Consider the following 13,238-nt stretch of genomic DNA (forward strand, 5'->3'; position numbering starts at 1 on the left):
AATAGAGAAAGTTGGTCTGACTTGAACCCGATAGCTGCTTTAAAATGTGGTATCACTAAGGGTAAAAAATTAGATGCTCTGTCTAAAGTTTTCTTTTTATCTCCACAAATATCAATTTCACACCCTTCACATCTTCCAGAGATAATTAGTATTAAAAGTGCTACAAGAGATGATATTTTTAATCGTTTAGAATATTTATCTCAAAACAGACTAGATGGTTTTGACAAAATTGATATAGAACTAGCAGCAGACATTATTTTTAGTGCCAGTAAAGGTAAATGGAAAAGCCTAAATCCTATTTCTAAACTTGAATGTGGTATTAATACAACTAAAATCAAGACTTTGAAAAAAGTGTTTATTCTCTAGAAAGGGGTTTTGCTTTGCTTCAATTAGCAGCAAATTCAGTAAATTTCCGTTTATATGGGGCTTTAAAACCCAAAACTATATCTTGTTTAGGAACGCCAGCTTCTACTAATTCATTAGCCACTCCGATTTCCGTTCCATCGCGTTCAATCCAAATTTTACCATCTTTAATTTCTATGTAAATGATACAACCAAATATTCGCGTTAGCTCTTGCCAACCAATATTAAGAAGTTGATAGTGATCGCGCTCAGTATCAAATATCAGTTTTACTTCTGTCTGACTATTTGAGCGATTGTTTACGTGATTTTCAAGAATTTTTTGGACTATTTCTTTATAATTCAGTCTCTCCATGTCACAATCTCCTCTTGATCTGGGTTGAAAACTAATAATTTTAGTTGATATTCGCCAATTATTCTTTGAACAAATCTCAGACTAAAAAACTCATCGTAAACATCTACAGGAACAGCTAAATACAAAATTCGAGCAGGTTCTGTTAACCTCAATGCTGAACGGTAGTTGAGACATTGACCAAGAGCTAAGTGAAATTCAGTAACGTCTGAAGCGCCTAAAAAAGATTTTATCTCTACTGCTATTTTTTACCAGTTTTTTCAGCAGCTAACATTTTTTATGCTGTTAAATCTATATAAAAATCAACATCTTCAACTTGAATAAATAGATGCTCATCAGTGATTTTCCATCCATCTTTTTCTAGTGCTGTTTTAACTGTATTATGAAACAAATCTTTAGCTGGCATAAATCAAATTTAGTTGATCACTACTTATAGTAATGGGCTGGATATGTCTATTGTGGGGTGAGATTTACGGATATAGAAAATCGGATATGGCAAAATTTACGCCCGTCAAGAGTAAAACCATATTATGGCATGGCTTTGTGATAAAATTTAATACCTCACAGACTGGCAATATGCTGTATATAAATTATCAACTATTGAAGATAGAAAGATCAATGCAATTTTAGTTCAGAACTATAGATAGAATGAACAGAGTTAGCCTGAATATCTAATCGCCAAAACCTATACATCTCATGGATTTTGCTAATATTGCATCCCAGTTAAATGCTGGAACGATTTTGCCAGAGGGGATTGTAATTATCACCCTCTTAGGGGTTTTGATTGTTGATTTGATTTTGGGGCGGACATCTTCGCGCTGGATAGGATATCTAGCGATCGCAGGTTTACTCGCTGCAATTGTCGCCCTATGCTTACAATGGGACTCTACCAACCCCATCGGCTTTACTGGTAGCTTTAATGCTGACGACCTGAGTATTGTCTTTCGGGGCATTATTGCGCTGTCTGCCATTGTCACCATATTGATGTCAATTCGTTACATTGAGCAGAGTGGCACAGCTTTAGCCGAATTCATCGCCATTTTGATGACTGCGACTTTGGGAGGAATGTTTTTATCAGCTGCTAGTGAGTTGGTAATGATTTTCATCTCCCTAGAAACCCTGAGTATTTCCTCTTATTTGTTGACAGGCTATACCAAGCGTGACTCTCGTTCCAATGAAGCGGCGCTGAAATACCTGTTAATTGGAGCTTCCAGCACAGCAGTATTTTTATACGGTGTATCGCTGCTGTATGGTTTATCCGGTGGACAAACAGAACTGAGTGCGATCGCTAATGGTATCGCCGCAGCCAACGTCAGTCAATCTCTTGGTTTTATCATTGCCCTCGTCTTCGTGATTGCCGGCATTGGTTTCAAAATCTCCGCTGCCCCCTTCCACCAGTGGACACCAGACGTTTATGAAGGCGCACCCACCCCAGTTATTGCCTTTTTATCCGTCGGTTCCAAAGCAGCAGGATTTGCCCTTGCTATCCGGTTATTAACGGTAGTTTTCCCCCTCGTCGCTGATGAGTGGAGATTTGTTTTCACAGCCCTTGCAGTCCTCAGTATGGTGTTGGGTAACGTTGTTGCCCTAGCCCAAACCAGCATGAAACGGATGTTAGCTTATTCATCCATTGCCCAAGCTGGTTTTGTGATGATTGGCTTAATTTCTGGTACTGATGCAGGTTATTCCAGCATGATATTTTATCTACTGGTTTATCTGTTCATGAACCTGTGCGGCTTTACCTGCATAGTTCTCTTCTCCCTACGGACGGGAACCGACCAAATAGCCGAATATTCAGGGTTATATCAAAAAGACCCACTTCTCACTCTAGGATTAAGTATCTCTCTTCTCTCCTTAGGTGGTATTCCCCCACTAGCTGGGTTTTTCGGGAAGATTTACCTATTCTGGGCTGGTTGGCAAGCAGGTCTTTACTGGTTAGTCCTACTAGGCTTAATTACAAGCGTCGTTTCCATCTACTACTACATCCGTGTAGTTAAGATGATGGTAGTCAAAGAACCCCAAGAAATGTCTGACGTGGTGAAAAATTATCCCGCAATTAATTGGGATTTACCAGGTTTCAGACCTTTACAGGTAGGTTTGATAGTAACTTTAATCGCTACTACCATCGCCGGTGTTTTGTCAAATCCACTGTTTACCTTAGTCAATAATTCAGTTGCGAATACTCCCATATTGCAAGCAGCAAAAATAGTGAGTACTCAAGCAAGTGTAATTATTACTGACCAAGTAGAATAATTCGTGGTAATCGGGTAATAGGTAATGGGTAATAGGTAAAATTGATTAAACTCCTTTATCTTCCTGTCACCCGTCACCTATCACCTTTTTCTTCACGGGAGCATCCCAATGAAAGCAAAAACATTGCAAATTGTCATTCTGTTCACGTTCACGTAGTGTGCCGTAGGCATAGTGTGGCGTTAGCCATACGGAACGGAGTGAAGCTTATCCCTTTGGGACACTTTGTGAACGCGCAGCGTGCCGTAGGCTTTGAGAATCTCGCGAGATGCTGAATGAAGCGAAGCGCAATGAAACCTGACAGACAGTAAACTTACACATTTGGGATGCTCCCTTCCTCACCATAGCAAGCCGTTTTATTGATTGTATGGATGGGAATCTTAATCTCAAATTTGGTTTCTTTCATAGGTATAGAATTGTAGGTCAGGTATCCCCCATGTTCTTTGACTACAATTTGATAGCTAATAGATAAACCAAGTCCTGTTCCTTTGCCTACAGGTTTTGTTGTAAAAAAAGGATTGAATAGCTTGCTATGTAATGCTTCCTCAATTCCTAAACCATTATCCGCAATACTGATTGCCGCCCATTTATCATCTAATAATTCAGTAGTAATATAAATAGTTGGTTCATTTCTTTTTTCTATTTTTTGTTCAGGTTTTTTGAAATCTAATATTGACCCATTATCACTAACAACAAAATTTTCTAATGCATCAATTGCATTAGTAATAAGATTCATAAATACCTGGTTAAGTTTAGAAGGATAACACGTTATATTTGGCAGCATACCGTATTTTTTGATAACTTTAATTTCTGGATATTTATAATGTTTACCTTTCAATCTGTGTGCCAAAATCATTAAAGTGCTTTCAATTCCCTCATGTATATCCACTTGCTTAAGTTCAGATTCATCAAGCCTAGAAAAATTACGTAACGATTGCACAATTGTCTGAATACGTTGTGTTCCCACTCTCATAGAATGGGCAATTTGAGTTATATCTTTTACAATAAAATCTACATCTATCTCCTCTCTCATATCTTGTATTTCTTGAGGAGCATTTGGATAATATTCTTGATATTTTTCTAATAATTTTAACAAATTTTCAATATACTGTTCAGTATAATCAAGATTACCATGAATAAAGCTGACAGGGTTGTTAATTTCGTGAGCAACACCAGCCACAATTTGACCCAAGCTAGACATTTTCTCAGATTGAATCAGGTGGGTTTGAGCAAGTTGTAACTCCTTTAATGTTTGCCTTAAGGCAGTTGTCCGTTCCTCAACTCTGGATTCTAGTTCTTGATTTGCCTTTAAAAGTGCTGCTTCTGCTTGTTTACGTCCCTGGATTTCTTTGGCTAATTCATCTATTTTATTAGTAAGCAAAACAAAGTTAATGTTGGCTGCTTTTTTCTGTTCTAACCGCAGAAGAATTAGCGCTAAAGATTGATTAGACCAAGGTTGAATAACTGCTCCTTGACAACGACACACTAATGTTTCTCCATCACTATTGTGTAAAGTCAATGAACCCAAAATCATTGCGCGGCTACGAGAACAAGCTTTCAGGTATGCAGAAATTTTATGGGGAGGCTCAGTTGCAAGATCAAAAATCATTTTTTCTTGCAATTCCTGACGGCGTAATCCTAGCATCTCTGTTACTGGTTGATTAGTGGCTAGTATCTGACCATCACTATTCACTAACAGTAAAGGTTCTGGCAAAACTCTGGCAAATTCAAGAAACTGTTCAGGAGTCATGCGGTTTATATTTTGAATCTTTAAGCATTTTTACATAAATGCAATAATCTAATAATCCAACATTGGCTGAATAATGATGAATTGATAGCAGTTTGCGTAGTTAGGAGGTACAAAATCTAAATTCAAACCTATATACAAAGCCAGTTTTACTCCTGACTCCTGACTCCGTTCGCGTAGCGTCTCCGTTCGGCGAAGCCGTGCCGTAGGCATAGGAGAAACTCCGAACTCCGAACTCCGAACTCCTGACTCCTGAATTCTGCTGTATAGAGTTTATAATGATTGAAAATATTCTCTACCTGGTGCATCTTCTGACTCTGGTGTTGTTTTTAGATAGACTACAATCCTACATCCAGTATTACCCCGTGCTATTGTCTCTTGTAACTCTACTTTGGCGTATCCCAAATTATCAGATGCAATAGTTCCAAATACATTTGAAGTCATCATACACATAGCAGGGCGATCAATTACTTTTTCTGCAAATGGGCAGTTATGGTTTCCAAAGACAATTTTTTCATCATTCTCATGAATGACATAAAAACTGCCTTGGATTCTTTTTTTCAAATCAATCAAGACATTAACAACTTGCTCACGGCTAAGATTGGATACTTTCAGAGCAGACTTATAATCTTGGTTAATCTGCCTACCCATACTTTCACCAACCACGCTAATAAATCCAGCAGCTTCTTCTAACCCTACTACGTCCTGTAATGTACCTGATAATTCTCTAATTAAAGTACGTAAAAAAACATCACGCTCTAAAGGGACATTGATGTTATCTAATGATTGCTGAGGGTATTGGGTCATAAATTTTGAAACTCTATTTTCTAAACTCTATAAAATGGTTCGTAAGTAAATATTGTATGAATAATTAGTGATTATACACTTAGAAAACCATATAAAATCTGACATTCTTAAATTTGTATTCTTCTCCTCTGCGGATATTTTTTATTTGGAAGTATGTTATTAAGCTGTCTCTAACCAAAAAAAACCTGCCATTCTCTGAAACTAAGTACAAATAGGCAGGGTTGCTCAGTCTATAGCCGTGTTGCTTGACTGAATATTTTGGGTGGTAAAGATCATCGCAAGAGCAAATACTACTTAATTTTCTGTTTAATAAATGTCACAACTTGAGTTAGCTGTTTCTTGAGGCTATCAATCTCTGCTTGCATCTTCACCATTTTTGCGTTCAGAGCTTGTATTTCTGCATCAGAACTACCTACTGCGGAATTAGGTTTTGCAGCTACTGTTTCTTGTCTCGCAGGAGCAACCATTGATTGCTCAGTATTAATACGAGCTTTTTTAGTAGCCTTGGCCATTGCTGACTTAATAGCAGTAATCAGCTGTCTTTGGTCAAAAGGCTTATTGAGAAATTCAAAATATTCAAATGGTTCAGGTATTTTTTCCGTTACCTCTTCCTTACGGCCAGACATGATCACCAAAGGAATTTTGCTTAACTCTGAATGGGCTTGAACTTTCTGAAAAACTTCCCACCCACTCATTTTCGGTAAAATAAAATCCAACATGATCAGGCTGACTTTTTCGTTAAGGATGAGATTATATCCTTCTAAGCCGTCTTTTGCCTCCAATACTTCAAAATTGCCCGGAGGCAACATTTCTCTAACTTTTACCCTGACAACTGTAGTGTCATCAATAACTAAAATTTTGTTTGCCACGACTGATTACTCTACCAGAGACTTTATGTTTAGATGGCTAGTTTGCCGATTGACATTAAGAATTCTCCCACTATATACAAGATTTATGTAAATTGGGGGAGAGTATATTTCTGTATAAGTGTCAAAAAAACAAGTAGTTTGTAAAACTTCTGTTTGCGTTGTGATCAATTTGTATCATAGAAATTCCATGAACTAAAAAACTTAAACTAATGTCAGTATTCAGTTGCTAGTAGGTTTATCTCTACAAGTCTTATCATACAGGCTTTTGAGGTTATTTTAGGTAATAAATAATTTCTGCTCACCCGCACTAGTGCAGCGTCGCAAAAATAACTATACCCTTCAACAAGGTTCAAAAGCTGATAAAACAAGCTTTTCTACCCTCCTGCCTTTCTGAATTAGTATATCTTTTATCTTTATTTTTGTATCTTACTGGGATGTCTATGACTTTTTCTCGACAAGCCGAACTCAAATTGAAAATTGCGGCTATGCCTAGCTGGTTACGTCGTTCTGTTGGCAAAGCTAGTGAAATTTCTACCGTACAACGTATTATTAAGCAGCGCCAAATTCATACGATTTGTGAAGAAGGCCGCTGTCCCAACAGAGGGGAGTGCTATGCCCAAAAAACTGCAACTTTTTTACTCATGGGGCCAACTTGCACTAGGTCTTGTGCTTTTTGTCAGGTAGATAAAGGTCATGCCCCGATGGCTGTAGATGAAGAGGGCCACAAAAGGTAGCGGAATCAGTCCAGCTTTTGGGCTTGCGTTATGTGGTATTGACTTCTGTAGCTCGTGATGATTTGTCTGATGGGGGTGCTGGACATTTTGTGAAAACGATGGAGGCTATCCGCCAATTAAACCCAGAAACTCAAATTGAAGTGCTGACACCTGATTTGTGGGGTGGTGCTGGTGTTGGGGAAGCAGGGCAAAGCCTAAGGATAGCTATGATTGTTACTGCTAAACCGGCTTGTTTTAATCATAACGTTGAGACTGTGCGGAGATTAACGGGGCCTGTAAGACGGGGTGCGAAGTACGATCGCTCTTTAGGAGTTCTGGCAACTGTTAAAAACATTGATTCCAGTATCCCTACTAAATCAGGTTTGATGCTGGGACATGGAGAAAGTAAAGAGGAAGTAATTGAGACAATGGCAGATTTGCGGGCTGTAAAATGCGATCGCATTACCCTTGGTCAATATATGCGACCCTCTTTAGAACATCTACCTGTACAAAAATACTGGACTCCAGCAGAATTTGACGAACTTGGCAGTATAGCCAGAGAGATGGGATTTAGTCATGTCCGTTCTGGCCCCTTGGTGCGGAGTTCATACCATGCTGGGGAAGAAGGTGACAGGTGACAGGTGACAGGTGACAGGCAGGGGGCAGAAGAAAGAATTAATTTTTCTCCCTAGTCCTCAATACCCAATACCCATCTCTACAAAAATATTTTTAAAGATTCTGAAGAATTGGTGCTTCTGTTTGCTATTTGTTAAAAAGTCATCAAAATCAGGAGAACCAAAATTATGACTTCTAAAGGCAAAGCTGCTAAACCTACTTATGTTTTTCGTGCAAGTTGGGCGTTGCTACTGTTGGCTATCAACTTCTTGGTAGCGGCTTACTACTTCCACATCATTGACTAGTTAAACGTGAACTGGTGCTGCTCACATCGTGCCTTTGAATAAACCTTTGGGACGAACGAGCAGCACCAAAATCATGATTAATAGGGCTACACCTTGTTTGTACTGTGAACCTAGCCAAGGGGTACTGACTTCTTGAACTATACCAATGATAAAAGCTGCTGCGATCGCGCCATAGGGGTTGCCGATACCTCCCAAAATTACAGAAGCAAATAAGGGTAAAATCAAAAACCAGCCCATATTTGGTCGAACAGCGGTAATCAAACCATACATACTTCCACCCAAAGAAGTGAAAGTTCCCGCAATTACCCAAGTCCAGAGAATTACTCTATCAACGTTGATACCTGAGACTCTGGCTAAGTCTAAATCATCGGCAACGGCTCGCATCGCTTTACCAATTTTGGTATTTTGCAGCAAGTAATGTAACGACACAATTGCCAGAACGGCTAATCCCAGTACCAATATTTGATTTTGTGGTATTCTTAGTTCCCCAAATTCTAAAGCCGGGGTGACAGGCAGATTATAGTTTTGGTTTTTACCTCCCCAGAAAAAAATAATCCCATTGCGGAGAAATAAAGCCAGTCCGATAGAAATAATGATCAGTGTTGTTGAACTAGCACGAATAGATCTCATCCTTGACCATAGTAATTTTTCAGACAATAACATTGCTCCCACGGTTCCTACAGCCGCTAGAATCATCGACAGCCAAATATTTAACCCCATAGCATTGACGATCAGGGTCAGATAAGCTCCCAATGTGAGAAAATCACCGTGAGCAAAATTAGATAATCTTAAAATTCCATAGGTAAGAGTGAGTCCTACTGCGGCTAGAGCAATAATGCTGCCCACAGCAATCCCGTTGATAATTAATTGAATAAATTGTGCATCCATTGTTTTAAATTACTATGAAGAAATTTTTAAGACGGTACTTTCCTTCTACAAAGTGTTTAATTAACCGTTACAATTGACACTATGCAGTTATGTTTTTCAATTTAAAAAGATTTGTTCGTTAATATACATAAAATCCAGTTCGCATTTTCTTGGCGGTCTAGTTGACCATGCAGCAATCTTCAAGCTTACCAGAACAGAACTCACAGATAAATGGAACGCCAACAGTTTTGACAACAATCCAGCAACTGCGGGATAACTTGTGGTTAGAACGCAGGTTGAATCATTTGCAGAGTCGTCTCAATGATTGCCTGCTTTCATCTGCTGAACCGATGCCACAGGCGACAATAACCGAAGCAGAGATTTTTCAAACTGTGGTTAATGAACTCTACAACGCTTTAAATAGTAGTTGGAAAGAGTTGACGGAATTTGTAGTAGGTATCGCCCAATGTCAACCACAAGAAATAGTCGGTAATATTTGCTATGTTTCTCATAGTTCTTCTACCCCCGGAATACCAATCCCAGAAATAAGACTCAAAGCCGGAAAAAAACTGCGGTTGAGATTAAAAGCTGCCATCAAACTAAAAGACTTGCAGCAAATGGAGAGACAAAAGCCTGCGCTTGCTTGGCGTATAGTGGATGATTCTAGCAATGTGATGACGTGGTTAGTTATTGCCACAACTAAGTCAAATCATGATAGTGACACCATCGACTCATCACCAACTCAACTGCCTCAACTGCGATCGCAATTAATCACCAGAACAGTCGGTTACTGCAATACAGCTTTGGCACAACTGAGGCAATTACAGTCTTGGCAACAACATTGTCAACAATTAGCTAACTTTAATCAGGAACTGGAACGCACCAATCTACTTAAAAACCAGTTTCTAGCCAATACCAGCCACGAAATTCGCACTCCTCTGAGTTCTATCATCGGATTCACCCATCTGCTTTTAGCACAAGGTTACGAACCAGACAAACAGCGTCACCAAGAATATTTACACATCATCCAATCCAGTGGTAAGCATTTGCTATGTCTGATTAATGATATTTTGGATCTTTCTAAAATCGAAGCCAATCAGCTAGAAGTGCAATGGGAAATGGTTGATGTGCCATCGTTATGTCGCAATGTTTTAGCTTTGGTGAAAGAGAAAGCTGCTAATAAGGGTTTGAAGCTGCTTCTGGAAATAGACGATGATGTCAACACACTACTAGCAGACCCTTTGCGACTCAAACAAATGCTATTGAATTTACTTTTCAATGCCGTTAAGTTTACAAATACTGGTAGTGTTGGTTTACGGGTAGCTACACAAGATTTATATTTACGTTTTACAATTTGGGACACTGGAATTGGCATATCTCCAGAAAACCAATCTCTACTATTTCGTCCCTATAGCCAAATTATTAACTCTGCCGCTGAAACCAATGAAGGTACTGGTTTGGGGTTAGTGGTGACTCAGCGGCTTGTAGAAATTCACGGTGGTTCTTTAGAGTTGGAATCAGAAGTAAATCGCGGTTCCTATTTCACAATTTCCCTTCCCCTCCAGCCAAGGGGAAAAGTTTTGGAAGCAATAGAAGTCAAGGCAGAAAAGGATTTAGAAGCTAGTAAAGAAACAAGTAATTATTCTGGTTCTCTCTCTGATTCTATTATTTCTCTCAATACCTCGCCAAAAATCTTGTTGGTAGAAGACGATGTAGCTAATGCGGAATTAATAAAAATTTATTTAAACAGATTGGGTTATCAGGTAACTTGTGTCAAAAATGCAGACAAAATGTGGACAACTCTGCCACAGCTACAACCAGCAGTAATTTTAATGGATGTAAGTCTACCAGATGGCAATGGTTTGAACTTGGTGCAACAACTGCGAAACAATCCCCAATATCAAAAAATCCCAATAATTGCCCAAACAGCAATGGCCATGAAAGGAGATAGAGAAACCTGTCTAGCTGCTGGTGTCAATGACTATATTTCCAAACCCATAGATTTACAACTTTTAGGTAATATGGTGGCCAAGTATAGCTGAACCGAGTATTGAGTACCGAGTATTGAGTATCGAGTACCGAGTACCGAGCAGTTAGTATTGAGTGCTGATTTTGACTTATAACCAAAAAACTTTTTTAGCAAGCCCTATTTATGTTGACCGAAAACATGGGAACGATGGATGACTACAATAATAGTTGTCAGGTGCTATAAGGTTTTGGCAGGATTGGGAAATGATGATGACAGAAAAATTGGAGCAATTAAAAGCTTTATTTGCAGAAATGGAGCAGGCGCTGATTGCCTACTCTGGGGGCGTTGATAGTACATTAGTGGCTAAGATTGCCTATGACGTGTTGGGCGATCGCGCTTTGGCTGTAACGGCTGTTTCTCCATCGCTGTTACCAGAAGAGTTGGCAGACGCAGAAGCCCAAGCCGCAAGCATTGGGATTGCCCATAAAATCGTCCAGACTCACGAAATGGAAAATCCCAATTACACATCTAACCCTGTTAACCGCTGCTATTTTTGCAAAAGTGAACTACACGATACACTCAAACCTTTGGCATTAGAGTTAGGCTATCCCTATGTGGTAGATGGGGTAAACGCCGATGATTTGCACGATTATCGCCCCGGAATTCAGGCAGCTAAAGAAAGAGGTGCGCGATCGCCTTTAGCAGAAATTGGCATCACTAAAGCCCAAGTCCGTCAACTTTCTCAACAACTCGGTTTACCTTGGTGGGATAAACCAGCCCAACCTTGCTTGAGCTCTCGCTTTCCCTATGGGGAAGAAATTACCATAGCCAAGTTACAGCGAGTCGGCAGAGCAGAAATTTATTTACGCAATCTCGGTTGGGACAATTTGCGGGTACGTTCTCAAGAAGACACCGCACGCATTGAATTATCTCCAGAACAAATTAAAAAATTTGTCTTAACCACAGATTTATCCTCTTTAGTTATTGCATTTCAGAATTTGGGATTTATTTACGTCACCTTAGATTTAGAAGGTTATCGCAGCGGCAAATTAAATCAGGTTTTAAATCGGGAAACTGTGGGTAATAAATCTTAACTAGAAAATTAGTGATATAGCAACTATCAAGGTGCTGAAGACATCAACAGACTTTTAACTCTGTCACCTGTCACCTGTTGCCTGTCACCTACATTTACCCTCAATTCAGGCTTTGAGCGACTCTAAACTCTATTTGCTGTAGAGCAGCTTGCCACACATCATATCCTTCTAGGGTCAAATGCACCCCATCTGTTGTTAAGTCTGAACGTAAATTACCCTCAACATCTGTAAACCAATTGTGGATATTCAGATAATTTGCACCTTCTTGTTTAGCAATCAAGGCTATTTGGGCATTGAGATGACGAATACGCTTGTTAGGAATTATAGTCCGGCGAATCGGCAAAATTGATTGCACCATAATCTGACTTTTTGGGTGAGTTTGGCGTAAATTACGAATAATCTGGCGGTGATTACGCAAAATGGAAACATCACTAGCACCTCTAAGTAAATCATTGATCCCAACCATCAAATAAATCACTTCTGGACGTGTTGTCGAGAATGCTCCCACTCTTCTCAATACACCCTCAGACCGATCTCCAGATATGCCTTGATTTAGCCATAATTTACCAGAAGGCAGCTTTTCTTTAGGAAACCACAAACTCAGAGAATCACCCACCAAGATACTCAAGCGATTTGTACCCTGACCTTGGGAAATAGCCCTAGCTTCCATAACTAATAAGCTTTTCCAATCTTGATAACTGAGTTTATATTGTTTAGCTGACTTCCACGAGGATGATAAATCGTCATCATCCACGCGTGTGTAAATCTGACCGGTTTTTAGTGACGCTAATCTTAGGTAGTACAGTTGACTCCCAGATAAAGAAGTTTGTTTGGTTTTTTGGGAACTGAAGTTCAGTGATGTTTTTATGGGTGTTGGCAAAATATAGTTAGTGAATTCTGCCAACAAGATGTCAAGACTGGGGGTAATTTTCTCACCTGCTTCTCGCTGCGAATTCTCAGATGTGGATACAGCTTGGCTGCTGAATTCTGGTAAAGAGATACTTTTTTCACGTACTTGTCGCTGTGAACGCCTTGGCGTAGAAGTAGCTTGACCACTAAATTCTGGTAAAGAAATGTCAACATTATTGATAACTTTTCCACCTACTTGTGACTGTGAATGTGGTGTTAAATCTACCAAAAAATCAGTATTTTCTGGTAGGACACTCGACATCTTTGGGAGAGCCGATGTTGGTACTGTCAACCCTGTTAACAAGCTTGCTGCCAACAGATAAGGTTCCTTCATCGTTTTTTCTTTCCTTGTAAATACTCACTACTTTTCCTTATGACAGC

At 39.4% G+C, this 13,238-nt stretch carries 12 protein-coding genes and 2 pseudogenes; 6 read left to right on the forward strand and 8 right to left on the reverse strand.

Annotated features, from left to right (window positions below; genetic code table 11):
• Positions 1–21 precede the first annotated feature (21 nt).
• Complete coding sequence (locus AC012T_RS03055) at positions 22–366, forward strand: hypothetical protein (protein ID WP_487062977.1); 345 nt, start codon at positions 22–24, stop codon at positions 364–366.
• 19 nt (positions 367–385) lie between these two features.
• Here the strand turns inward: AC012T_RS03055 and AC012T_RS03060 are convergent, their stop codons facing one another.
• Positions 386–715 carry an element excision factor XisI family protein gene (locus AC012T_RS03060; RefSeq protein WP_487062979.1) on the reverse strand — a complete coding sequence of 110 codons (330 nt, stop codon included), beginning with the start codon at positions 713–715 and terminating at the stop codon, positions 386–388.
• Positions 703–1,118 (reverse strand): annotated as a pseudogene (locus AC012T_RS03065) (XisH family protein). Before AC012T_RS03065 ends, AC012T_RS03060 begins: the two are co-directional and overlap by 13 nt.
• A gap of 290 nt (positions 1,119–1,408) precedes the next feature.
• Between AC012T_RS03065 and AC012T_RS03070 the strand changes: the two are divergent.
• A complete protein-coding gene (locus AC012T_RS03070) occupies positions 1,409–2,965 on the forward strand; it encodes an NAD(P)H-quinone oxidoreductase subunit N (RefSeq protein WP_487062981.1) in 1,557 nt (518 codons plus the stop codon).
• 310 nt (positions 2,966–3,275) lie between these two features.
• Here AC012T_RS03070 and AC012T_RS03075 read toward each other — a convergent pair whose 3' ends face one another.
• The 4 genes from AC012T_RS03075 to AC012T_RS03090 form a co-directional block, all read right to left on the reverse strand.
• A complete protein-coding gene (locus tag AC012T_RS03075) occupies positions 3,276–4,712 on the reverse strand; it encodes an ATP-binding protein (protein ID WP_487062983.1) in 1,437 nt (478 codons plus the stop codon).
• 48 nt (positions 4,713–4,760) lie between these two features.
• Complete coding sequence (locus tag AC012T_RS03080) at positions 4,761–4,922, reverse strand: hypothetical protein (RefSeq protein ID WP_487062985.1); 162 nt, start codon at positions 4,920–4,922, stop codon at positions 4,761–4,763.
• A 60-nt stretch (positions 4,923–4,982) separates the two neighbouring features.
• Positions 4,983–5,516 carry a methanogen output domain 1-containing protein gene (locus tag AC012T_RS03085; RefSeq protein WP_487062987.1) on the reverse strand — a complete coding sequence of 178 codons (534 nt, stop codon included), beginning with the start codon at positions 5,514–5,516 and terminating at the stop codon, positions 4,983–4,985.
• 290 nt (positions 5,517–5,806) lie between these two features.
• Complete coding sequence (locus AC012T_RS03090) at positions 5,807–6,385, reverse strand: response regulator (RefSeq protein ID WP_438890898.1); 579 nt, start codon at positions 6,383–6,385, stop codon at positions 5,807–5,809.
• Between the two features lie 440 nt (positions 6,386–6,825).
• Between AC012T_RS03090 and lipA the strand changes: the two are divergent.
• A pseudogene (gene lipA / locus AC012T_RS03095) lies at positions 6,826–7,736 on the forward strand (lipoyl synthase).
• Positions 7,737–7,901: 165 nt separating this feature from the next.
• Positions 7,902–8,018 (forward strand): photosystem I protein PsaX, encoded by a 117-nt coding sequence (gene psaX / locus AC012T_RS03100; RefSeq protein WP_015216781.1) that lies wholly within the window; start codon positions 7,902–7,904, stop codon positions 8,016–8,018.
• Positions 8,019–8,039: 21 nt separating this feature from the next.
• Here psaX and AC012T_RS03105 read toward each other — a convergent pair whose 3' ends face one another.
• The gene (locus AC012T_RS03105) at positions 8,040–8,906 is read right to left on the reverse strand and encodes a branched-chain amino acid ABC transporter permease (RefSeq protein WP_487062990.1); all 867 of its coding nucleotides are present in this window, start codon (positions 8,904–8,906) and stop codon (positions 8,040–8,042) included.
• A 167-nt stretch (positions 8,907–9,073) separates the two neighbouring features.
• Here AC012T_RS03105 and hrmK point away from each other — a divergent pair, with 167 nt between their 5' ends.
• Positions 9,074–10,927 carry a hybrid histidine kinase/response regulator HrmK gene (gene hrmK / locus AC012T_RS03110; RefSeq protein WP_487062992.1) on the forward strand — a complete coding sequence of 618 codons (1,854 nt, stop codon included), beginning with the start codon at positions 9,074–9,076 and terminating at the stop codon, positions 10,925–10,927.
• Positions 10,928–11,117: 190 nt separating this feature from the next.
• On the forward strand, positions 11,118–11,948 hold the full coding sequence (larE, locus tag AC012T_RS03115; protein ID WP_487062994.1) for an ATP-dependent sacrificial sulfur transferase LarE: 831 nt from the start codon (positions 11,118–11,120) through the stop codon (positions 11,946–11,948).
• 100 nt (positions 11,949–12,048) lie between these two features.
• Here the strand turns inward: larE and AC012T_RS03120 are convergent, their stop codons facing one another.
• Positions 12,049–13,191 carry an SGNH/GDSL hydrolase family protein gene (locus tag AC012T_RS03120; RefSeq protein WP_487062996.1) on the reverse strand — a complete coding sequence of 381 codons (1,143 nt, stop codon included), beginning with the start codon at positions 13,189–13,191 and terminating at the stop codon, positions 12,049–12,051.
• Positions 13,192–13,238 lie beyond the last annotated feature (47 nt).

Source organism: Anabaena sp. EIM26, from assembly GCF_057568715.1.

What these genes read in the sequence shown, in the direction of transcription:
- AC012T_RS03120 (WP_487062996.1), bottom strand. Translation starts at nt 13,191, where the DNA reads ATGAAGGAACCTTATCTGTTGGCAGCAAGCTTGTTAACAGGGTTGACA.
- hrmK (WP_487062992.1), top strand. Translation starts at nt 9,074, where the DNA reads ATGCAGCAATCTTCAAGCTTACCAGAACAGAACTCACAGATAAATGGA.
- AC012T_RS03105 (WP_487062990.1), bottom strand. Translation starts at nt 8,906, where the DNA reads ATGGATGCACAATTTATTCAATTAATTATCAACGGGATTGCTGTGGGC.
- psaX (WP_015216781.1), top strand. Translation starts at nt 7,902, where the DNA reads ATGACTTCTAAAGGCAAAGCTGCTAAACCTACTTATGTTTTTCGTGCA.
- AC012T_RS03085 (WP_487062987.1), bottom strand. Translation starts at nt 5,516, where the DNA reads ATGACCCAATACCCTCAGCAATCATTAGATAACATCAATGTCCCTTTA.
- AC012T_RS03070 (WP_487062981.1), top strand. Translation starts at nt 1,409, where the DNA reads ATGGATTTTGCTAATATTGCATCCCAGTTAAATGCTGGAACGATTTTG.
- AC012T_RS03080 (WP_487062985.1), bottom strand. Translation starts at nt 4,922, where the DNA reads ATGCCTACGGCACGGCTTCGCCGAACGGAGACGCTACGCGAACGGAGT.
- AC012T_RS03075 (WP_487062983.1), bottom strand. Translation starts at nt 4,712, where the DNA reads ATGACTCCTGAACAGTTTCTTGAATTTGCCAGAGTTTTGCCAGAACCT.
- larE (WP_487062994.1), top strand. Translation starts at nt 11,118, where the DNA reads ATGATGATGACAGAAAAATTGGAGCAATTAAAAGCTTTATTTGCAGAA.
- AC012T_RS03060 (WP_487062979.1), bottom strand. Translation starts at nt 715, where the DNA reads ATGGAGAGACTGAATTATAAAGAAATAGTCCAAAAAATTCTTGAAAAT.